Origin of the sequence: Novispirillum itersonii subsp. itersonii ATCC 12639 (genome assembly GCF_000381985.1) — a bacterium.
In the GTDB taxonomy this organism is placed as follows: Bacteria; Pseudomonadota; Alphaproteobacteria; order Rhodospirillales; family Rhodospirillaceae; genus Novispirillum; species Novispirillum itersonii.
Genome location: NZ_KB907348.1, coordinates 38915 through 59755, shown reverse-complemented (window position 1 = coordinate 59755; position 20841 = coordinate 38915). Strand labels below are relative to the sequence as shown.

The following is a 20841-nucleotide window of genomic DNA, read 5'->3' as shown; positions in this document are numbered from 1 at the left end:
CGCTTTTATCTGCCTGCCGACCGGCCCGGCCTGTGATCCGGCAGACACAGCCGCACAGGGATTGACGCACGGCACTGTCACGACTCCGCCATCACAGGGGCTGGCATGGCTTTGCGGCTTGACCGCACCGGGGGCCGAAACCTATTCTCCGGACGCCGGACGCCCGGGTCTCCGCAGGCTGCGCGGCGCTCTGTACTGTTTATTGTATCAGGAATAGCCGTGACCAGCACAGTTTCTGCCGCCCCCGCTTCCGCCGCCCCGCTTACCGGAACCGACGCCCTCAACCAATTGGTTGATCTGGTGGCCGCCGACATGCTGCGCGTTAACGAAACCATTATCGCCCGCATGCACAGCCCGGTGGCGCTGATTCCGCAGCTGGCCGGTCATCTGGTTGCGGCAGGCGGCAAGCGCCTGCGCCCGATGCTGACGCTGGCCGCCGCCGATCTGTGCGGCTACCGGGGGGATGATCACGTCAAGCTGGCGACCTGTGTGGAATTCATCCATACCGCCACCCTGCTGCACGACGACGTGGTCGATGAAAGCCTGTTGCGCCGGGGGCAGGCCAGCGCCAATGCCCTGTTCGGCAACAAGCCGAGCGTGCTGGTCGGTGACTTCCTGTTCTCCCGCGCTTTCGAGCTGATGGTTGAGCCGGGAAACCTGAAGGTGCTGGAGATTCTGTCCCGCGCCTCCCGCGTTATCGCCGAAGGCGAGGTGCAGCAGCTGATCACCGCCAATGATATCGCCACCAGCGAAGCCTCTTACCTCGAAGTGATTCAGGGCAAGACAGCCGAACTGTTTGCCGCCGCCTGTCAGGTCGGCGCCGAAGTGGCAGGCAAAAGCGGTGGCCCGGCCAAAGCCCTGCACGACTATGGCATGGCCCTTGGCATCGCCTTCCAGCTGGTTGACGACTACCTCGACTATTCTGCCAATCAGGAAAAGCTGGGCAAAACAGTCGGCGACGACTTCCGGGAAGGAAAAATCACCCTGCCGGTGATTCTGGCGGTCGCACAGGCTGATGACAGCGAACGCGCCTTCTGGACCCGTACCATGGAAGCGCTGGAACAGACCGACGCTGATCTGCCGGAAGCCATGCGGCTGATGGAACAGTACGGCACGCTGCAGGCGACCATTGACCGCGCCCGGGCCTATGGCGATGCCGCCAAGGCCAGCCTTGACCAGTTCCCCGATGGGCCGATGAAGCAATCCTTGATCGGGATCGTCGATTTCTGCATCGAACGCGCCTACTGATCCCAGCCAGACCCCGCCCGACCCGGCGGGGTTTGCTTTTCCGGGGCGATGCGAGCGGAAAAAGGCAAGCCGTTTTAAAAAATCTGAAAAAGAGTCTTGCACCAATGGCGTCAGAGCGGTATAAAGCCGCCCTCGACGCCGACAAACGGCGAAGAAAATCCGCTCAATCAATCTGTTAAACAGACTGACAGAAAGTGGAAATCCCGATACCGGAGTGTAGCTCAGCCTGGTAGAGCACTGTCTTCGGGAGGCAGGGGCCGGAGGTTCGAATCCTCTCACTCCGACCAATTAACCCCGTCAAGTCACTGACTTGGCGGGGTTTTTGTTTCTTACCCACAAAAACTCTCCAAAATCTGCAGTCTTTCTGAAACCTTCTCTTGCGCAGATCGACTGGGGGCGCTATAAAGCCGCCCTCGACGCCGCTAACGCAGTGAAGAGAAAATAAAAATCCGCAATATCAACTGGTTGCAAAGCCAAACAGAGACAGCGGATATCCCGATACCGGAGTGTAGCTCAGCCTGGTAGAGCACTGTCTTCGGGAGGCAGGGGCCGGAGGTTCGAATCCTCTCACTCCGACCAATTAACCCCGTCAAGTCACTGACTTGGCGGGGGTTTTGTTTTCATTCTTCTTCATACGAAAATCAGAGCAACCCTGACTCTGCGGTTACTCATATCCACAAATCTGAAGAACCAATAGAAAAATAGGGATCTATACATTCCTAAACATACAATAAAGCCTCTATCACCATATATCTTTAGGCATAGTTTTCAGACACTTCCCTCCCCCTCTTACGCCCTTAGGACCATTGACCACAAATTAAAAAAGGCCAATGGTGCGCGTAACAAAACTGAAGTAATCCGGCACCCCACAGAACACCGGGCCGGGCACAAGAGCAGCGGACCGGGTCTAGAATATCCCCCTGTCTGCTGACTGGGGATAAGCATGAAACTCCGACTCACCCTGTCGTGGCGCATTGCCGCCATCGTCGTCCTGACTGCCCTGAGCGTGGCAGCCGCCGTCACCGCCGTAAATACGGTTCTACTGACCCGTGACGCGGAACGACGCGCCAACGATGCTCTGGAACTGGCCATGCGGGTCGCATGGAAAGAGCTGAAAGACATCGGCGGGCCGGTGTTTATCGAAGATGGACAGATGCGGGCCGGAGAGGCCCTTCTGAACGATAACAATGCCATCCCCGACCGGATCTCTGCCGTCACCAAAGGCGTTGCCACCCTGTTTATGGGGGACCGCCGGATCGCCACCAGCATTCTGAAGAATGATGGCAGCCGCGCAATCGGTACCACTCTTGACCGAAACGCCGCATACGAATCAGTCCTGGTCAAAGGGCAACCGTTCCGGGGGACCGTTGATATTCTCGGGCAGGCCTATATCGTCGGGTACGACCCGATCCGTGACCGCAATGGCACTGTAATCGGCATCCTGTTTGTCGGGCAGACCACCGCCGAATTCTACGCCCCGATCCGCCATACGCAGATCATCGGCGCTCTGTTCGGCCTTGGGGCCAGCCTGCTGGCCTTGACCACAGCCCTGCTGCTGGCCCGCCTGTGGCTGACCGGACCGTTGCTGAAAATCCGCGCCTCTATGTCTGGGATTGCAGGCGGTGACCTCCATGCCCAGGTCCCGTTCCTGAAACGGCAGGATGATCTGGGTGACATGGCCCGGGCGCTGGAACAGTTTCGCGAGAATGCTGAAGAAGCGGCCCGTCTGCGGGCAGAACGGGAAGAACAGACCCGTCTTGCCGCTCAACAGCGGCGGGATGACCTGCTCGCGCTGGCAGCCTCTCTGGAAGAACGGGTCCGGACAGCGGTTTCGTCCCTCAAAGGATCAGGCTCAGCCCTGTATGAAACTGCAATCACCCTTAGCTCCACAGCCGATGATACCACCACCCACAGCGAGACAGCTCTGTCAGGAACGGAAGAGGCCTCTGCCGCCGCTGAGATGGTCGCTTCTGCCGGAATCGAACTGACCACCTCAATCGACGAAATTGCCCGCCAAAAGCAAAAATCTGCCGCTGTAGCCCGCTCAGCCGTCGAAGATGCCGCCACTGTCAGCCGTGAAATCGCCGAACTGTGCGATACTGCTAACGAAATCGGGCAGGTCCTGCAGCTGATTCAGGCCATTGCCAGCCAGACGAATCTTCTCGCCCTTAATGCCACCATTGAAGCCGCACGGGCCGGAGACGCCGGAAAAGGCTTTACTGTGGTTGCCAGTGAGGTCAAGGCACTGGCCGGACAGACGGCGTCCGCCGCGCAGGACATCAATACCCGTATCACCTCGGTACAGGCTGCCAGTCAGGCGGCTGCCGTTGCCGTCGAGCGGATTGTCGGCATCATTAACACGCTGGAAGAGCTGTCTGCCACCGAAGCCGGCGCCATTGAGCAGCAGCGCGGCGCTACCGAAGAAATTGCCCGCAACGTTGAGCATGTCTCGGTCGGTGCCCGCGATACGGCCCGCAGCATTTCCGGGGTGGCAAGCATGGCCCAGACCACCCGGCAGCTGTCAGAAACCGTTCTGTCCGCCTCCGGCTCCCTGCTGGAAGAAAGCTCCGGACTGGAGCGGGAAGTCGACAGCTTCCTGACCTGGCTGCGGGATCAGGCGATGGCAGAAACCGCCGAACAGCAGCCCGGAACCACATCCGGAACTGTTGTGACCTTGCCACAGACGGCCATAGGCCACCATCAGCCGGAACAGCCCCTGTTACGGGCTGCCTGAGCCCCAAAGACCACAGACGCCCCGCGGGTGACCTTCGGGGCGTCTTTTTTATGATGCTCCAGCGACAGCCCAAGAAAAAATCCCCCGGACACGATCGTCCGGGGGATTTTGTTTTCTTTCGGGAGAAGGGCCTCAGTTGATACCACTCAGCCCCTGATTCCGCAGTCGCTCCTGATAGCTGGCGAGGAAGGACTGGAAGTTTTCCGCCTGCTTGATCCGGCTGGCAATGGTCCGGTAATCGATCAGGCCCCCTTCCGGGGTGGTGGTGATCAGATCAAAGGCATTGGCAAACGGTGTCTTTTCCATCGCCCCGATATAGCGGCGACGCAACTCAAACACCCCTCGCTCGTTCTGCCCAAGGGTCAGGGCCGTGGCCCAGTCCAGCAGCATCCGGGCCTGATTATCGGTCAGCGTCAGGTCCGCTGCCGGTTCCGGCACCAGACGGGAGAACACTTCAGCCACCTTCGGCCAGTTGCGGTCTTTCCAATAGATTTCCGCCCGCAGCAAATCCGCTTCGCGGCTGTCATCGACCTCAAGCAGATCAATCGCATCGGCGCTGCGGCCCATATCGGCCAGAGCCCGTGCCATCAGACGCTGACGCTGACGCTCCAGCGGGGCTGGTGTCGTTTCAGGGCTAGAAGTCTTCAGCAGCGACTCAACAGCCTTCTGCGGTTCACGGTTCAGCAGGTAGACCAGCCCAAGCCGGGTTCCCACCTTCACCTTATCCTGCCCGTTCAGACGGAACTCAATCTGGCGGTCAAGCAGGGCCGCAGCCTGCGGCAGCAGATCCACCCCGACCAGACGGTCAGACAGGCGGCGGATCATCTCATCCCCCTTCGGGCCAGCCGGAGTCAGCTCGCGGAATTCTTCATACAGTGCAATTGCCCGAATCGGCGGCAGTGCATCAGCCGCCCCGTCAAAGAACAGCTTCTCGAAGGTTTCCCGCATCCGGTTCGCGGCAATCACCGCTTCCTTACGGTCTTCAAAATACGACGCCGCCTGCTGCCAGACCCGCAGGGCCTCGCCGTAATCCTGCTTCTGGGTGTACAGATCCCCCAGCTGCATCAGCAGCTTGAATTCAAAGTCACCGCCACGCCAGGCAAACCGCAGACTTTCCAGACCGTCAATCAGCTTATCCAGCGTCAGCTCTTCCAGACGGTTGCGCAGCATCAGCGCATCATAGAGAGCCATCGCCCGGTAATAACGGTCTGTGGTTTCGGCCACCTGATCGTAGGTATTCAGCGCCTGATCAAAATTACCGCGCAACTCTTCCTGCTTGGCCGACAGATAGCCGATCGCCGCCAGTTCATGCGCCGTGTTATCCGGCACCTTGGCAGCCGTCAGAAACGTATTGGTGCCCAGGTCATCCCCGGCAGCGACTGAAGCCGTCGCCGCCGTCAGAGCCAGAGGCACCTTGACCCGGCGCGGATAGGAGCCAAGCAGGGCCCCGTACTCCCGCATGGTCAACGCCTGCAGGGCCGGAGAGCCCATTTCCGCCAGAGCCGCCGCCCGCCAGAATGCCGCCTCCTCCACGCCGGACAGGCTGGAATGGCTCAGGTCATCAACAGCCTCGCCATAACGGCCCATCGCGTAGTTAGACACCCCGCGCAGGGCCCGGACCGGGGCCGTCTGTTCGATTTCCGGCTGGTCGGCCACCATCGTCCTCAGAACGCCCAGAGCCTCAGCGGCAAACCCATGCGCAAAGAAGAAGCGGGCCAGATCAAGACGGGCATTGGTCCGCCGCCCACCGGGGGCATTCGCCACGGCAATCTGGAGGAGCTGGCGATTTTTCAGGAAGTCGGACTCCGGTCCGTGCATCCAGGTATCAATATCCAGCACACGGTGCAGGTTGGTCTTGGTCCCCACCGCGGCCAGCGTGCGCATCTGCGTCAGATCCGGGGAGAAGGTCAGACCAATCCCCGGCTGGGTCATTTCCACACCGCTGCGGCTGGAATTGACAACAATGCCGTCGGTGTGCGGCTCGACCAGAATCCCCTGTACCGTCACCGGCAGATCAAGATCGGGGTAGCGGAACGTCGGGAAGATCCCGCTGCCGGTCGGCACCACGGGCACAGCAATAAAGCGGTCACCGACTTCAGGGTCTTCCAGCACCATCGCCCGGCCCGGGTCCGTCACCTGCACCAGCAGGCGCGGGCCGACCGGGCTCTTTGACTGGGCTTCCACCGGCAGCGGCCGGGCCGGACGCGGGGCCTGATTCATCAGGTCAACCACCCACAGCTGCCCTTCCCGACGGACGGACGGATTAAAGCCGGGCTCAATCAGCATCCGCACCACGGTCGCCGTTTTACTCGGCAGCTGCTCCGCATGCAGGACCAGTCCGCCGCCAAGACGCTTCAGCAGACCAAGATCGACCTCAGACGGGCGGTCAAACACTGCCCATAACCAGCCGCCGCGCCAGAAGACAGCGGCACCGGTCGGTTCGTTCCACGGAAAACTCAGGCTGGCTACCCGCGAATCGCTGGCCTGCGGCACCGGCTGCAGCGGCGGCCCTGCCAGCGGCTCGCTGCCATCGGCTTCCTGCGCCGGAGCCGGGGGCGTCGGGTTCCCCGGACCGGGGCGGTTCATCCCCAGTTTGTCGCGCATCAGCTGCTCCAGTGCCGCAGCAGCCGGGCTGATTGCCGGCGGCTCTGCGGACTGCGCAGCGCCGAGCGCGGCCGGAGGCGTCACGGGCGCAGCCGGAGCGGGCGTCGCGGGGGGGACCGGAGCTGGAGCCGCAGCCGGTTGAGCGGGCGCCTCACCAGCGGCCGGGGCCGCCGCGACCTGCGGTTCCGCCGGGGGTGTCTTCGGCGTCGCCAGACCATTCGGGGCTGTCACATCAACCTGCACCCGGGGTCCGGTGGCAGAATGACGCATCTTCCCCTGCGGCGGGGTCGGAATATCAACCACCAGCGTCTTCGGGGTTGTCGTCGCGCTAAAGCCCTGCATCGCCTCCGGCAACTGTGCCCGGACTGCCGCCACATCGACAACCGCCGGGCGCTGGAAGGTAAACCGGCTGCGGTCCGGCAGCAGCTCAACCCGGTACTTGGTCTCTTTCGGCCAGTCAAACGTGATCCGGGCAGCACCCTGCTGGTCACTGACCGTCACCGGCAGAGTGTTCCCTGCCGGTTTGGCAGCCTTCGGATCAGCCGGTTTACTTTCGGCGGGTTTCGCCTCAGCCGGTTTGGTCTCTGCGGGCTTGGTTTCCGCCGGTTTCGGCTCAGCCGGTTTGGCTTCGGCTGCTTTCTGCTCCACAGGCTTCGCCGCCGGAGGCTCAGCCTCCTCACGGGTTTTGCGAAGATCGAGCACCACCGACTTCCCAGAGGTAAACGCCTTCGGGGCGAAATCCCCCTTCAGATCCAGCGTCACCGTCTTCCGGTCCGGGCTGAGACTGGCCCCGGACACATACTCCTTCAGGCTGCGGACGACCTTAGACGGGTCATCCTGCACCGGCTGATCAAAGGTGATCAGCACCTTGCCTTTTTCTACCGAGGCCGAATAGCCGACGGTGCCTTTCCAGTCGAACACCACCCGCCCGTAATCTTTGTGGGGCGCCGAGCGGATCTCGGCCGCCACAGCGCTGCCGAACCCCAGCCCCCCGGCCAGAACGGCAACAAACACCCCGAGTCGAAGGCTGGTAACAGCCCGCAGATGCAGGCTGAGAGCCCCGGTACGGCAAGCTGCCGGGTGCCGGACAGAAAAACGGGTAATCGCAGGAAAACGGACCGGCGACATCAACCCTCCCTCCCCGGCAGAATCAGAAGATCAACCCGCCGGGCCAGAGCCGCCACCGACCCTGCGGTGTCAGACGCCGTAGAGGCCCCCATCGCGGTAGCAGGTAACGGCTTGCTGTCACCATAGCCGAGAATCAGCGGATGACCCGGGTAGCCTTTAGAGACCAGTAACGCCGCCACCGAAGCAGCACGGGCCAGTGAAAGCTCCCACGCGGACAAACCGGACGGAGACAGAGGCAGCGGTTCCGCATGACCGGCAACTGCAACACGGTTGGCAAGCCGGGACAGAACCGACGCCAGTTCGCCCACCGCAGCGGCGGCCTCCGGGCGGGGCATAGTTTCGCCGGGCGAAAACAGAAGATCACCGGGGAGAGAGATCACAAGCTGGCCTTCCTGTTCCGTCAGCAGCATATCCTGCAGCGCCGGCGACTGCGCCCGGGTCTGCTCCAGCACCAGCCGCAGATACGACAGGTTCGACGCCGGGGCAGTGCGCGCCGCCGTCATCGCCGGTTCCGGGGCAGGCCGCAGATCGACCCGCGGCTTCACATTATCCGGATTCAGGGTCTGGGTAATACTGCCCACCGCCGCCGCCATTTCCCGCGTGCGCGGAGATGCCGTAGCATAGAGCATCAGAAAAAACACCAGAATCAGCAGCATCAGATCACAGAACGTCAGCACCCAAGCGCTGCCCAGCCCCCCTTGAGGGGACGTTGGCCGTCTGGCAGCAGTGATGAAGACCTGTTCACTCATAATGCTCTGACCACATCCCTGTTACTCACACAGACCGCCCCGGTCGTCTGTACCGGACAGCGGGCAGAACTGCGACCGAAGCCGCAGGGTATACCGCAACTCCACCTTCCCCCGGTACAGCCACGTTTTCTCCGGTCTGCCAGAACCGGGTTTTCTCAACGACCGCCTGCCCGCAGACGGAACACCAGCCGGATTTCGTCCGGCAGACCGGGGTCAACACCAACCGCAACAGTCTGCGGAGACGCGCCGCTGCCAATGATCAGACGGGCAAAGGTCCCGGCCCGGGCCAACGCCAGCGTCATCCTCGCCCGGCTGACCTGCCGGGCATCGGCCCCCCCTGCCTCCAGCACCGGCTCATCGGTCCCGGCAGGTTGAACGTTGCCAACCATATCACCGAGCAAACTTTTCGTGGAATCGTAATCGGTTCCAACCCGAAATTCCATCTCGTAGGTAAGACCCGGCGGCGGTGACGCCAACAGTGCCACCAAACGATCAACAAGTTCTTCACGACCGGGGCGAATACGGGCATTTTCAGAAAAAAACAAGGCATCAGCCCGCATCCGGGCCTCAAGAACATCATCGGCCAGCATGACCAGCGTTGCAGTCGGAACCGCCACCGAAATCGCGTCAGCCAGTTGATGCTGATAAGGGGACTGCGGGACCTCGTGCCCAAGCGGCAGGGCAAGACTGCGGGTTCCCGGCAGATAGAGCGGCGTCACCTGCGCCTCAGCCCCCTGCGACAGAGACGACGACGCCTTGCCACGGGCCGACGGCGGATCCTGAAAATGCCGGGAAACGCTGGTCATCACAGATGACATGCGGATGGGCTCATTCTGCGACAACGCATAGAGCACGATGAAAAAGGCCAGCAAAATCACAAAAACAGACAGGTACATCGTAATAATAGTACGCCCCTGCGACTCGGCGGGAGTCACAGGGGCGTCAGACGCTGTTTCTGTCTCTTTGGGATGGACCGAAAAGTACACCGGACCTCACGCTTTCCCAGCCATCAAAATCATGCTGAGCAGCATCCCGCAGGACTCTTAATTATTTGTCAAAGCTGGCAAGCAGCGCGTCAATGTCATCCTGCGCCATCGCAGACGCCGAAGACTGCGGGCCATTCAGAAGCGCCGAGTCGTCCGCACGGTCACCAACAGCGGCAGACTGCTGACGGCCATAGTTTCCTGCTGCCTGTACATCCGTCGGCCCGGAAGCCGCCCGGGCCGCGGCCAGTGTTTCCGGATCAAAAGCCTTAATCAGGTTATCGACTCGGTCTTCGATGCTTTTCAGCATCCGCACCACTTTAGTAATGCGCTGACCGGTCAGATCCTGAAACGAGCAGGCCTCATAAATCATTGTCGTCGCATCGGTCAGACGGCTGGAGGCATCACCCCCGATCTCGCTGGCAACAGCCTCAACGACCTCGGTGGCATCCATGATCGCCCCGGTCGCATTTTCTGTCGCCTGCACGATGGCATCAAGCTCATCAGCGGCGGTCGGCAGAAACTCTTCCCGGATGTCGGTCGGGTTCAGAGAGGCGATTTCCTGCTTTGCCTGCTGGATATAACGGGAAAGCCCTTCGAGTTCCTGATAGAGCCTCATGTCCTCAGCTGAAAGCTCACCGCTGAGAGACCCCAGAATGTCCCCGACGATCAAACCGATCCGGTCAACGGGAACAGCATCCCCTTGCCTGCGGCGAATGTCGGTAACACAGTTAGCAATCGACGCCTGAAGCCCCGACCCCGGAGCAGCACCATTAGCAGACATCACGACCCTCCCAGAAGTCCCGGCTTCTGCCCCCCGCAGAAACCGGCATCGGACCCAATAAGCGAAAGGTTAACCCGCTTACGGGCTCAGTACCAGTCTCTTAAGCTGATGGGATCCCGTAGCTTTACATACAAAAATTAGAATAAATAAAATTTACTGCCCGCCCACCGTACATTGGTCCGGGCACACTCAAGAAGAAAGCCTGAAATAATAACAGCGGCAGAGGGATATTCCCGCTGCCGCTGTCTGCGTTCCGTCATGCCGGATCAGAAATCGCCGAGGACGCTGACCATCTTCGACTTCAGGGTTTCCGCATTGAAAGGCTTAACGATGTAGTTCGACACACCGGCTTCCTTCGCCGCGATCACGTTCTCGGACTTGGATTCCGCAGTAACCATGATGAAGGGCAGAGACTTCAGCTTTGCATCCGCACGCACTTCGCGCAGGAGCTGCAGCCCGGTCATCGGCTCCATGTTCCAGTCGGAAATCACCAGACCGTAAGTCTGGCCAGAACGCAGCTGCTGCAACGCCATGCTTCCGTCGGTGGCTTCGTCGATATTGTTAAAGCCAAGTTGCTTGAGCAGATTGCGGATGATGCGCAGCATCGTCTTATAATCATCCACAATCAGGATGTTCATATTCTTATCGACAGCCATCTGACACTCCGTTCATGACAGCCCTGAGGCAGCCATATCTTCTGCAGAACACAGTTCCGCCTTGTTTTTAAAAGAGTCAGGGGGCCACACGCAACCCCTTTCCCCACTCAACCCCCCAAAACCGCCCCCTCACTGACCAGGGAGTGGAATTTTGTGGCGCTTGCTCAATTCGGCGGTGAGGGTCCGTGCTTTTACCGGATCCATCGCGGCCAGAATCGACGCAGATTTCGCTTCCTTCATGTTTTCCATGATCGTGAGAAGAATGTCCATCTCAAGATCATTGAAAATTGCAGCAGCATCAACCGGCTTCATTGCTGCGTAGATTTTCACCAGCTGGTTGATTCGCTCCAGTTCCTGCGCGTCATGCTTCTTCAGCAGGTCGCTGATGGTATTTTCAAGCGTACGCATATCAGCCACCTTAGTGTCAATACGCTGTTCCGCCGCTTTCAGCAGGTTTTCGCGGGTCTCCAGTTCCCGCTCCCGCTTATCCATCACTTCCCGGCGTTCCGCCAGCTTCTGCAGCACGTCAATTTCAGTCTGGGTCAGGTTCACCGGATCCTTCAGCGGGTCACAGGCGGCACCGGCCGTGATTGAGGTCGGCCCGGAAGAGGGTGCCCCCCCTCCTTCCGTCGCCTGCGCAAGCTGTACACGCGGGCCCGATGCCGCCGCCAGCATCGCCGCAGGGGGCGACGTCAGGGGCGATGGCCCCGCCGGAAGAGCTGTTGAGGCCTGCTGGGCGAAAGCCTGATTCTGCCCCACCTGTACCGAGCCGGGCAACGACTGCGCATCCTGCCACAGGCTGCCCAAACGGGCCGACAGCATCAGGACTGCAGCAAAAATCACCAAGGGCAGCAACCGGACCCGGGGACTGCGCGCCATCACCACGGCAGGGGCAGCCTTTCCGCCCTGCAACGGTGACGACAAGGGAGCTTCGCCGTCAACACTGACCATGCCGATACCGGACAGGGCGACACCTTCCGCGCCGTCACCCCGGGCAGGTCGAGCCCCTCCGGCCTTCTGGCCGGACCGAGCACTGTCATTCCGGGGCGGTATCTGCTTCGCCATTCTTGCGTCCTGTCAGGTGTACCTGTCAAACCCAGCGCCGTCTTACCCCGACTCGGGGCGATCCGGCAGAAAAAATCAATCCTCAGCGCGCAGACTGTAGCGCCCGCAGCAGTTCACGCTCTGCCTCAGACCGCTCATCATCCCCGAAGGAAACCTTCGGTGAAGAAGGACCGCTCGCCGGAGCCTCCGACGCCAGGGCCGCCCCCAGGGACGGGGCAGGAGACCGGGCCGGACGAGCAGTCGGGGCGGGCGGAGCCGCAGTCCGGGTTCCCGACGGGCGGGCAGCAGGGGCCTGCGGGCGGGAGGGTGCCGGAGCGGAGCCACTGGCCATTGCTGATGGCCGGGGCCGCAGTTCAGGCGCCGCCGTCAGCGGCACTTCAGCAGCGGCAGCTTTGGTCGCAGCGGCCACAGCCTCCATCGCCACCCGCTCAGCGGCAGCGGCAGCACTTTCAACATCCATGAAAGCCGGGGGCGTCGCCGCCCGACCGGTGCTGACCGGTGCCGGTGCCGTCGGCGGAGTCGCCCCGGCAGGCGCCGGAGCATGATCCCGGGCGTTGCGGACCGCCCCTTCCAGACGGTCAGCGGCCTGTCCGGCCCGCTCCACCATAAAAGCAAGGTCATCCCGCAGCAGCTGGGCCCGCTCGACCCGTTCCTGCAGGGCTTTGGAGGCTTCTTCACTGGCTTTGCGCAGACGCGGGATCCCGCTTTCGGCACGCAGGGTCGCTTCATTGAAGGCAGCGATCAGACGCCCCAGCTCCTCGCGGTTTTTCCGCAGGGCAGACAGACGGCTGTTCAGGATGACGGCGAAGACGATCGTCGGCACCAGCAACGCCACCACAACGACATCAAGGATGAGCGAAACGGTCATGGCATCAACCCTTTTGCCGCTTGATCTTGCTATCAACGCGGATCGAAATATGGTTCCCCTTACGCCCCATCTGCCCCACGAACAGCGGCACATCGCCGCAGCGCATCTCCACCGGTGAATTCGGGCCGGCATTCAGCATGATGCGCGAGCCGATCTGCAGATTGAGAATATCCTTCAGCGGCAGGGTCTGCTCATCCAGCACCGCCTCCAACTCCACCTCGGTGAACCACATCTCTTCAGCAAGGTGGGTTTCCCAGATCGAGTCGCGACCGAACTTTTCCCCCATGAACATCTGCAGCAGCAGTTCACGGACAGGCTCCAGCGTCGCATAGGGCAGCAGAAGTTCCAGCCGGCCGCCGCGGTCTTCCATGTCAATCCGCAGTTTGGCAACGATGGCGGCGTTTGACGGACGGGAGATCGTCGCAAAACGCGGATTCGTTTCCAGGCGGTCAAAGCGGAACGTCACCGGAGACAGCGGATCGAAGGCAGCGGACAGATCCGCCAGCACAACGTGAATCATCCGCTCCACCAGATTGCGTTCAATCGTGGTGTAGGGGCGGCCTTCAACACGCATCGCCGCCGTACCGCGCCGCCCGCCGAGCAGAACGTCCACGATCGAGTAGATCAGGGCGCTGTCGACGGTCATCAGCCCGTAGTTATCCCACTCTTCAGCCTTGAACACCGTCAGCATCGCCGGAAGCGGGATGGAGTTCAGATAATCGCCGAAACGCAGGTTGTAGATATTGTCGAGGGAGACTTCGACGTTGTCAGAGGTAAAGTTACGCAGCGATGTCGACATCATGCGGACCAGACGGTCGAACACGACTTCCAGCATCGGCAGGCGTTCATACGACACCAGTGCCGAGTTGAGAATCGACTGGATACCGGTCTTTTCAAACCGCTCGTCATCAGAATCATCGAACCCGAGAAGGCTGTCGATTTCATCCTGATTGAGAACACGGGTGCTTTCCCGGCCCGAAGAAGACGGCGAGGGGAAGTCGGCAAACTCCTCGACGCCACCACCACCACCGCCGCCCAGCATGGCTTCCCATTCTGCGGCCATGGCATCGGCGTCGTCGATATCACCGCCATCGCCGCCACCGGGTGCAGCCGCAGCCCCACCGCCGCCATTGCCGCCTCCGGCCATGGCTTCCCATTCGCGCATCAACGCTTCTTCGTCTTCTGCGGTTCTGGATGCGTCCTGTGGCGTTACCATTGTGTCATCCTCATCATCCGGCACCCCGCCCCTCCCCCCGGCCTGCACTGAAAGGCAGCGCCGGGCGGGCGGGCCGGGTTACTGGATCAGCATTTCCTTGAACAGCACGTCATTGACCTTGGCCGGACGCACCGCCGCGTTCACCCGGACCAGAAGCTCTTCGCGGAGTCGGTAGATACCGGCAGCCCCCTGAAGATCTTCCAGACGCAGTTCACGCAGATAGATCTGAAAATTGTCGATGATGCGGGGCATCACGGCCTCAACCGCCGGAACATCAGCGCCATTGGCCAGTTCCAGACTGATGCGGATCTTCAGGAAGGTACGCTTGCGCCCCTGCCCGTTGATATCCACCAGCATTTCCGGGAGGTCATAGAAGATGGTTCCCTGCACCTGACTGGGCCCGGTCGGCGCGCCGGACGAAGGCTTCGGCGCCTCCGCTTCAGCCGCCGGGGCGTCCTGCTTTTTGCCGCCAACCACCGAATCGAGCAGACCGGCGAAATAGGCCCCGGCAAGACCACCGACCAGCAGCAGCACAGGCAGAACGATCAGGATCAGCATCTTCTTCTTTTTGGCAGCACCGCCGCCGCCGCCGTGGCCACCGCCATCGTCGTCGTCGTCGTAGTCTTCTTCAAGATCTTCAGCCATGCTGATCCCCGAATGTCTGTCTGTGTCCTGCGGCCACCACGTCCGGCCCTGCCCTCTGGCATCAAGATCCCGGACGCCGTCGGCAACCGCTTCGGCAATGCGTTTTATGTACGTGCCGGACCTTCCGCGCGTCTGCCTGTCGGCATAAACGGCGCAACACCCCGCGACTGCGGATCCGGCGCCCCGGACCCATAGGTTCACAGTAGACATCAACTGTTAAGAATGGGTTAGAGAGATCACCCGGCAAAACCTTCCCACATTCGCCAGATCTTCGATCCCTCACAGCAGGAAGGGGATGAAAACACCTTTCAAATATCCTTCAATATACTGTTTTTATTCAATAAAAATAACTATGGCACGATTCATGCTTTCCCACCAGGCAGCCCCGCTGACGGCGGGAGCCAAAGTTAACCGATCGGGTGATGGACCTGCGCCATGGAAAATACCGGATACATCGCACTGTCTCGCCAGACCGCCCTGTGGCGCCGCATGGATACCATTGCGAACAATCTGGCCAACATGAACACCTCGGGATTCCGTGGGCAGGACATGATGTTCACTGATTATCTGGTGCGCACCCCCAACACAGACTCGGCCTTCCGCGATCAGGTCCGGTTTGTGCAGGACATCGGCCAGGTCAATGACCTGACCCCCGGCCCGCAGAAAAGTACCGGCAATGCCATGGATCTGGCGCTGCAGGGCGATGACACTTTCTTCGCGGTCGAGGCGTTCGGCGGGGAAAAATATACCCGGTCCGGCGGCTTCACTCTTGATGATCAGGGCAAACTGGTTACCCGGGACGGCAGCACCGTTCTGTCTGATGCCGGAACCCCGATCTTCATCGCCCCGAACGAATCGCGTTTCAACGTGTCAGAAAGCGGGACCGTCAGCACCGAAAACGGCGTGATTGCCAAGCTGAAAGTGGTGCGCTTTGACAATCCGCAGGCCCTGCGGCGCGTGGGCTCCACCCTGTGGGAAGCCAACACCGACCAGACGGCACAGCCTGCCCCCGAGGCCCGGGTGGCACAGGGATTGCTTGAAGGATCCAACATCAACGGGGTGGTCGAAATGACCCGGATGATTGATGTTCAGCGGTCTTATCAGCAGACCCAGAACATCATCGACCGCGAGGATGAACGGATCCGTAAGACGATCGACATCTGGACGCGCCGGTCGGTCTGATCCGCTCCCCCGCCCTACGGTACTTAAGATTCGGCATCCCCGGCGATGCCGCGTGAAACAAGGAAGAAAGCCATGCGGTCCCTGAATATCGGCGCCTCCGGCATGCTGGCCCAGCAGACCAACGTGGAAGTGATTTCCAACAACATCGCCAACATGAACACCACCGCCTATGCCCGGCGGCGGGCCGAGTTCAGCGATCTGCTGTACCAGAACATCCGTCGCCCGGGCTCCACCTCGGCGGACAACGGTGCGATCGTTCCGGCAGGGGTTCAGCTCGGTCTCGGGGTGAAGACCAATGCCGTGTACCGCATCAGCGAGCAGGGCAGCATGACCTCCACCGAAAATCCGCTGGATATCGCGGTGCAGGGCAAAGGGTACTTCCAGATTCAGCGTCCGGACGGCACCACCGCCTATACCCGCGACGGCTCCTTCCAGCTCAGCCCGGAGGGCCAGATCGTCACCCATGACGGCTATACGGTGCAGCCTGGCATCACCATCCCGCAGAACGCCGTTCAGGTGACCGTTAATGCGTCCGGCGAAGTGCTGGTCAAGCTCGACGGGCAGGTCAACCCGCAGAACGTCGGTCAGCTGCAGCTGGCAACCTTCGCCAACGAAGCCGGCCTTGAAGCCATCGGGCAAAATCTGCTTATCGAAACCCCGGCCTCCGGCGCTCCGGTAACCGCGGCCCCCAGCAGCGCCGGATTCGGCACCCTGCTGCAGGGCTTCCTTGAGACCTCCAACGTCAACGTGGTGGCAGAAATTACCGAGCTGATTTCTGCCCAGCGCGCTTACGAAATGAACTCCAAGGTCATCAAGAGCTCTGATGAAATGATGGCGACCCTTAATCAGGTGAAGTAAGGCTTGTTGACTGACGGCTACATTTCCTGAGACCGGAGTATCCGACCATGACATTCCACCGCCCCCTCCGCTCCGCCCTGCTGTCCTTCGCCCTGTCCGCCCTGCTGTGCGGACAGGCGGCGGCTGCCGGTTCCAGCGGCCCGGTGGCGGCGGCGGCCCCGGTCGATGTCAGCGTGCCTCAGATCCTTCAGGGCACCGCCTACCGCGAACTGACCGCCACCGACTCGGCCACCGTCACCCTGCGACGTGCCACCGCGATCTCCGGCGACGTGGTTCGGGTTGGCGACCTGTTCCAGTCCACAACAGGGAAAGCCCTGCCGCAGGAACGGGAAACGGTGATGGCGGCCCCACTGGTCGGTGCCCCGATCATTCTGGATGCGGTGCGGCTGTCAGACATTGCCAAGCGCTTCGGCCTGATCTGGACCCCCGGACAGGCCAACGAATCGGCAACCCTGACCCGGGAAACCACCACCATCGGCAGCACAGAAATTATTGCCGTGCTGCGGCAGGATCTGGTCGCCCGTGGCATGTCGGAAGACGCCGAGGTCGAACTGACATCGGGCCTGCAGACCGCAACGATCGCTGCCGGTGAGATGGGCAATATTGCCGTGGTCGACGCCAATTTCGACCGCCGAACCGGTCGTTTCGCGGCATTGGTCCAGACCGGCAGCGGCAACGGTGATACTAAAAAGCTGCGGCTGGCCGGGCGGGCGGTCGATACCATCACCGTCCCGGTCCTGTCCCGCGCCCTCGGCCGGAAAGACGTGATTCAGGTCGAAGACATCCAATGGACCCGGATGCGCAGCACCGAGCTGCGCGACGGCACCATCCTTGATCCGGAACGCCTGATCGGCCAGACCGCCAAGCGCCCGCTGCGGGCGGGCGACCAGCTGATGCTGCAGGATATCGAACGCACCGTTGTCGTCACCAAAGGTCAGCCGGTGGTGATGGAGCTGGTGACCCCTTATATGCGCCTGAGCGCCAACGGGGTCGCCCTTGAGCCGGGCGGCGTCGGCGATGTGGTGCAGGTGCGTAATCCGCAAAGCAACAAAGTTGTCTCCGGCGTGGTCACCGGCGCTCATCAGGTCCGCGTCACACCGCTGGGTCAGGTTGCGTCGGCACGCTGACCCCTATACTCTGCTGTCCGATTCCCTGCCGACTGAAAGCGCAGCCGTCAACGGAGCATTTTTGCCCCCTGCAACCGGGAAAAAGATTCCCGGCTAACTGGCATAACCGTTGCATGCTCTTTTGGTAAGATGCTCAGACCGGCCACCCGGAGAAGCCCCATGTTGCGCATGACCGCAAAGCCCGCGCACCGCGCAGGCTCTACCCGTAAAATCGCCGCCCTGCTGTGCGTTGCCACGGCCCTCAGCGGCTGCAACACCCTGCAACGGCTGTCAGAGGTCGGGGATGGCCCCCAGCTATCTTCGATCGAGAATCCGGTGCAGAAACGGGATTACCGGCCCGTTTCCCTGCCGATGCCCGCGCCGGAAATGTCGCAGCCCAACCCCAACAGCCTGTGGCGTCCCGGGGCCCGCGCATTCTTTAAAGACCAGCGCGCCGGGCAGGTCGGGGACATCCTGACCATTATCGTCAATATCCAGAGCGAAAAGGCGGAACTGGACAACGCGACCTCCAGCTCCCGCAAGGCCGGTGAATCGCTGGGGATGCCGAACATGTTCGGGCTGGAAGCCTCCGCCGCCAAAGTCTTGCCTGACGGCGTGAACCTGAACAGTCTGGCCTCGGCCAATTCCTCAGGGTCACATTCCGGTACCGGATCCATCAAACGCGAAGAGACCATTAAGCTCCGGCTTGCCGCCGTGGTGCTGCAGGTGCTTCCCAACGGCAATCTGGTGATTGCCGGGCGTCAGGAAGTCCGGGTCAACGCCGAGCTGCGTGAACTGGCAATCACCGGAGTGATCCGCCCGGAGGACATCCGGTCTGACAACACCATTGACTGGGATAAGATCGCCGAAGCCCGGATCAGTTATGGCGGGCGGGGGACGATCTCTGACGTGCAGACCCCACGCTACGGGCAGCAGATTTTCGACATTATTTTCCCGTTCTGATCCCACAGCTCCCAGACCAGCCCCCTGTCCGCCCCGCCGGACAGGGGGTTTTTCATGATAGGGTCTGTCTCCCCACAAACAATAATGTCAATCCAGACCACATTGGCGCTTTCCCCTTTCCGCCCCGGCGGAACAGGCGCACACTTCTGACGCTGGTCAAAGGATCAGCGCTCCGGCGACAAAGACCGGGTATTCTGGAGAGGAGAGGGGCATGACCTCCTGGGACGACTACAAAGCAGAACGTGAAGGGGAAGCGCTGGCGCTGGTACTGGCCGCCGATGCCATTCACGCTGCCAATGAAACGCAGGACGAAACCCGCCTGCAGTCCGCGCTGGAGCATAATCTACAGCTGTGGCTGGCCTTTAAGGCCATCAGCCTCAATGAGAAAAGCATCTTCCCGGAGAATACGCGGGAAAGCATTATCCGACTCGCCGACTTTGTCAGCTCCGAATGCGTGCGGATGCTGAACGGCAAGCCGTGCGACAATCTGCAAACCATCGCCGAGATCAATCTGCAGATTGCGGAAGGACTGCTGGAAGCCCTGAAGCGGACCGAGCAGACCATTCAGGCCCCCGTGCCGAACTGACCGCCCATCGCGGCACCACAATCACAAAGACCCGGATCTGTCACCACAGATCCGGGTCTTCGCACTCTCAGGACGGACATTTCCCGAAACCGGGCACTGCCTCAGTCAGAACGGTGTGTCCGCTCCATCCGCTCATGACGCTCCTGCGCCTCGATCGACAGAGTGGCAATCGGCCGCGCTTCCAAGCGGCGAAGCGTGATCGGCTCACCGGTTTCTTCACAATAGCCGTAGGTCCCGTTTGACAGGCGCTCCAGCGCCGCATCAATCTTGGAGATCAGCTTCCGGGCCCGGTCACGGGTCCGCAGTTCAAGGGTACGGTCCATTTCAGCAGAAGCCCGGTCGGCAAGATCGGGTTCCTGCAGACCACCTTCCTGCAGATGCTCCAGGGTTTCTTCGGATTCCCGCAGCAGTTCCTGCCGCCAGCTCAACAGTTTCTGCCGGAAATACTCCCGCTGCAGATCATTCATGAACGGCTCGTCATCGGACGGGCGGTAATCGGGGGGAAGGGTGACGGTCATAGCAGTCATTGATTAAAAGCCTCCCAAATCCGGCGGGGACTATAGGCGGCAGTGGTCACATTCGCAAGTCCGCAGTGTTGACAATGCGGCTGAACCGTGGATTTGACGCGATTTCGTCACACTTCAAGGGAGCCCGGCGCTAACCCGCCCCGGTATAAGACCATGAAACGACACGCCTGAGTACCCAAATCCTCCGTTCAGGTATTGCCTCAGGCCTACCGGCTCACCGGAGACAACAGATCACCGGCGGTTCAGCTTTGCCAGCTCCACTTCGGCCCGCAGTTCAATCTCATCCAGCACCGCCGCCAGCCGGGGGTCGACCCCCGCTTCGCGCCGGGTTCGGGCCAGATGGGCCAGAGAGGCAAGATTCTCTTTTGAGACCCGCCCTTCGAGTACCCCTTGCCGCAGATCTTCAAGATGATCCAGCAAGTCTTCCGCCCGCTGCATCATCCGCTTCCGGGCCGTGCCACCGGCATCAGGATCGACCGACTGCATTGCAAGAATGCTGTCTATTCCGGCCAGCGTGACCGGGGCCTCGACCGAGGCTGGCCCGTTGTCTTCAACAGACCCGAGATGCCGGGAAAATCCGCCTCCGGCAGCGCGGCCCTTTTCAGCCCGCTTCGACGGAGGAGTCCCGCCAGAACCAACACCGGAGATTTTCATAATCCTGACCGCCTTCAGCCATAATACCGCCCCCACCACCGAGCACCGAAGCAGGTGTTCGCAGCGGGGATATGATCCATGACTGAAGATTCTAAGATCTTGATCGGCCCCATGAAAGAGGAAACTCCGCTCCCCGGCCCGGCATATTTTGCCGACCGGATCCACGGGGGATGGAGACACCTTCAGACCGACCCTGAGGACAGGGCCGCAATGGTTTATAAACACTTTGCTTTTAACAATATGGCATAGCGTTCGCATAGAAAGTACGCGCCCGTGATGCCCCGG

At 61.1% G+C, this 20841-nt stretch carries 18 protein-coding genes and 2 tRNA genes; 9 read left to right on the top strand and 11 right to left on the bottom strand.

Annotated elements, in window-relative coordinates:
• Positions 1–219: 219 nt before the first annotated feature.
• From G365_RS0115715 to G365_RS21950, 4 genes are all read left to right on the top strand, one after another.
• Positions 220–1248, top strand: a complete 1029-nt coding sequence (locus G365_RS0115715) for a polyprenyl synthetase family protein (RefSeq protein WP_019646489.1) — start codon at positions 220–222, stop codon at positions 1246–1248.
• A 210-nt stretch (positions 1249–1458) separates the two neighbouring features.
• A tRNA-Pro gene (locus G365_RS0115710) sits at positions 1459–1535 on the top strand.
• A 215-nt stretch (positions 1536–1750) separates the two neighbouring features.
• Positions 1751–1827: transfer RNA gene (locus G365_RS0115705), tRNA-Pro, on the top strand.
• Positions 1828–2191: 364 nt separating this feature from the next.
• Complete coding sequence (locus tag G365_RS21950; RefSeq protein WP_019646488.1) at positions 2192–3982, top strand: cache domain-containing protein; 1791 nt, start codon at positions 2192–2194, stop codon at positions 3980–3982.
• Positions 3983–4114: 132 nt separating this feature from the next.
• Here the strand turns inward: G365_RS21950 and G365_RS21945 are convergent, their stop codons facing one another.
• The 9 genes from G365_RS21945 to G365_RS0115650 form a co-directional block, all read right to left on the bottom strand.
• Complete coding sequence (locus G365_RS21945; RefSeq protein WP_019646487.1) at positions 4115–7714, bottom strand: tetratricopeptide repeat protein; 3600 nt, start codon at positions 7712–7714, stop codon at positions 4115–4117.
• A complete protein-coding gene (locus G365_RS0115685) occupies positions 7714–8463 on the bottom strand; it encodes an OmpA/MotB family protein (protein ID WP_081628589.1) in 750 nt (249 codons plus the stop codon). Before G365_RS0115685 ends, G365_RS21945 begins: the two co-directional genes overlap by 1 nt.
• A 155-nt stretch (positions 8464–8618) precedes the next feature.
• The gene (locus G365_RS0115680) at positions 8619–9281 is read right to left on the bottom strand and encodes a hypothetical protein (RefSeq protein WP_211217695.1); all 663 of its coding nucleotides are present in this window, start codon (positions 9279–9281) and stop codon (positions 8619–8621) included.
• 229 nt (positions 9282–9510) lie between these two features.
• The gene (locus G365_RS0115675) at positions 9511–10230 is read right to left on the bottom strand and encodes a protein phosphatase CheZ (protein WP_051089911.1); all 720 of its coding nucleotides are present in this window, start codon (positions 10228–10230) and stop codon (positions 9511–9513) included.
• A gap of 266 nt (positions 10231–10496) precedes the next feature.
• Positions 10497–10886, bottom strand: coding sequence for a response regulator (locus G365_RS0115670; RefSeq protein WP_019646483.1), 390 nt, complete (start codon positions 10884–10886; stop codon positions 10497–10499).
• A gap of 129 nt (positions 10887–11015) precedes the next feature.
• Positions 11016–11951: a MotE family protein gene (locus G365_RS21940; protein ID WP_019646482.1), complete on the bottom strand. Its 936-nt coding sequence runs from the start codon at positions 11949–11951 to the stop codon at positions 11016–11018.
• An 82-nt stretch (positions 11952–12033) separates the two neighbouring features.
• Positions 12034–12819 carry a DUF6468 domain-containing protein gene (locus G365_RS21935; protein WP_019646481.1) on the bottom strand — a complete coding sequence of 262 codons (786 nt, stop codon included), beginning with the start codon at positions 12817–12819 and terminating at the stop codon, positions 12034–12036.
• A gap of 4 nt (positions 12820–12823) precedes the next feature.
• A complete protein-coding gene (fliM, locus tag G365_RS0115655; RefSeq protein WP_026345409.1) occupies positions 12824–14035 on the bottom strand; it encodes a flagellar motor switch protein FliM in 1212 nt (403 codons plus the stop codon).
• A 78-nt stretch (positions 14036–14113) separates the two neighbouring features.
• Complete coding sequence (locus G365_RS0115650) at positions 14114–14680, bottom strand: flagellar basal body-associated FliL family protein (RefSeq protein WP_019646479.1); 567 nt, start codon at positions 14678–14680, stop codon at positions 14114–14116.
• A 435-nt stretch (positions 14681–15115) separates the two neighbouring features.
• Here G365_RS0115650 and flgF point away from each other — a divergent pair, with 435 nt between their 5' ends.
• The 5 genes from flgF to G365_RS0115625 all read left to right on the top strand — a co-directional run bounded on the left by flgF (position 15116) and on the right by G365_RS0115625 (position 19375).
• Complete coding sequence (flgF, locus tag G365_RS0115645; RefSeq protein ID WP_019646478.1) at positions 15116–15862, top strand: flagellar basal-body rod protein FlgF; 747 nt, start codon at positions 15116–15118, stop codon at positions 15860–15862.
• A 72-nt stretch (positions 15863–15934) separates the two neighbouring features.
• Positions 15935–16720 carry a flagellar basal-body rod protein FlgG gene (gene flgG, locus G365_RS0115640; RefSeq protein WP_019646477.1) on the top strand — a complete coding sequence of 262 codons (786 nt, stop codon included), beginning with the start codon at positions 15935–15937 and terminating at the stop codon, positions 16718–16720.
• Positions 16721–16767: 47 nt separating this feature from the next.
• On the top strand, positions 16768–17847 hold the full coding sequence (gene flgA, locus G365_RS0115635) for a flagellar basal body P-ring formation chaperone FlgA (RefSeq protein WP_019646476.1): 1080 nt from the start codon (positions 16768–16770) through the stop codon (positions 17845–17847).
• Positions 17848–18006: 159 nt separating this feature from the next.
• Positions 18007–18789, top strand: a complete 783-nt coding sequence (flgH, locus tag G365_RS0115630) for a flagellar basal body L-ring protein FlgH (protein ID WP_019646475.1) — start codon at positions 18007–18009, stop codon at positions 18787–18789.
• A gap of 211 nt (positions 18790–19000) precedes the next feature.
• Positions 19001–19375 (top strand): flagellar biosynthesis regulator FlaF, encoded by a 375-nt coding sequence (locus G365_RS0115625; protein WP_019646474.1) that lies wholly within the window; start codon positions 19001–19003, stop codon positions 19373–19375.
• Between the two features lie 101 nt (positions 19376–19476).
• Here the strand turns inward: G365_RS0115625 and dksA are convergent, their stop codons facing one another.
• Positions 19477–19893, bottom strand: coding sequence for an RNA polymerase-binding protein DksA (gene dksA, locus G365_RS0115620; protein WP_019646473.1), 417 nt, complete (start codon positions 19891–19893; stop codon positions 19477–19479).
• 240 nt (positions 19894–20133) lie between these two features.
• A complete protein-coding gene (locus tag G365_RS24130) occupies positions 20134–20556 on the bottom strand; it encodes a flagellar assembly protein FliX (RefSeq protein WP_019646472.1) in 423 nt (140 codons plus the stop codon).
• Between the last annotated feature and the right edge of the window lie 285 nt (positions 20557–20841).

Coding starts and splice junctions, on each gene's coding strand:
- G365_RS24130 (WP_019646472.1), bottom strand. CDS start 20,556: ATGAAAATCTCCGGTGTTGGTTCTGGCGGGACTCCTCCGTCGAAGCGG.
- G365_RS21945 (WP_019646487.1), bottom strand. CDS start 7,714: ATGTCGCCGGTCCGTTTTCCTGCGATTACCCGTTTTTCTGTCCGGCAC.
- flgG (WP_019646477.1), top strand. CDS start 15,935: ATGCGGTCCCTGAATATCGGCGCCTCCGGCATGCTGGCCCAGCAGACC.
- G365_RS0115670 (WP_019646483.1), bottom strand. CDS start 10,886: ATGGCTGTCGATAAGAATATGAACATCCTGATTGTGGATGATTATAAG.
- flgF (WP_019646478.1), top strand. CDS start 15,116: ATGGAAAATACCGGATACATCGCACTGTCTCGCCAGACCGCCCTGTGG.
- flgH (WP_019646475.1), top strand. CDS start 18,007: ATGTTGCGCATGACCGCAAAGCCCGCGCACCGCGCAGGCTCTACCCGT.
- G365_RS21950 (WP_019646488.1), top strand. CDS start 2,192: ATGAAACTCCGACTCACCCTGTCGTGGCGCATTGCCGCCATCGTCGTC.
- flgA (WP_019646476.1), top strand. CDS start 16,768: ATGACATTCCACCGCCCCCTCCGCTCCGCCCTGCTGTCCTTCGCCCTG.
- G365_RS0115675 (WP_051089911.1), bottom strand. CDS start 10,230: ATGTCTGCTAATGGTGCTGCTCCGGGGTCGGGGCTTCAGGCGTCGATT.
- G365_RS21940 (WP_019646482.1), bottom strand. CDS start 11,951: ATGGCGAAGCAGATACCGCCCCGGAATGACAGTGCTCGGTCCGGCCAG.
- dksA (WP_019646473.1), bottom strand. CDS start 19,893: ATGACCGTCACCCTTCCCCCCGATTACCGCCCGTCCGATGACGAGCCG.
- G365_RS0115680 (WP_211217695.1), bottom strand. CDS start 9,281: ATGTCATCTGTGATGACCAGCGTTTCCCGGCATTTTCAGGATCCGCCG.
- G365_RS21935 (WP_019646481.1), bottom strand. CDS start 12,819: ATGACCGTTTCGCTCATCCTTGATGTCGTTGTGGTGGCGTTGCTGGTG.
- G365_RS0115685 (WP_081628589.1), bottom strand. CDS start 8,463: ATGAGTGAACAGGTCTTCATCACTGCTGCCAGACGGCCAACGTCCCCT.
- G365_RS0115625 (WP_019646474.1), top strand. CDS start 19,001: ATGACCTCCTGGGACGACTACAAAGCAGAACGTGAAGGGGAAGCGCTG.
- G365_RS0115650 (WP_019646479.1), bottom strand. CDS start 14,680: ATGGCTGAAGATCTTGAAGAAGACTACGACGACGACGACGATGGCGGT.
- fliM (WP_026345409.1), bottom strand. CDS start 14,035: ATGGTAACGCCACAGGACGCATCCAGAACCGCAGAAGACGAAGAAGCG.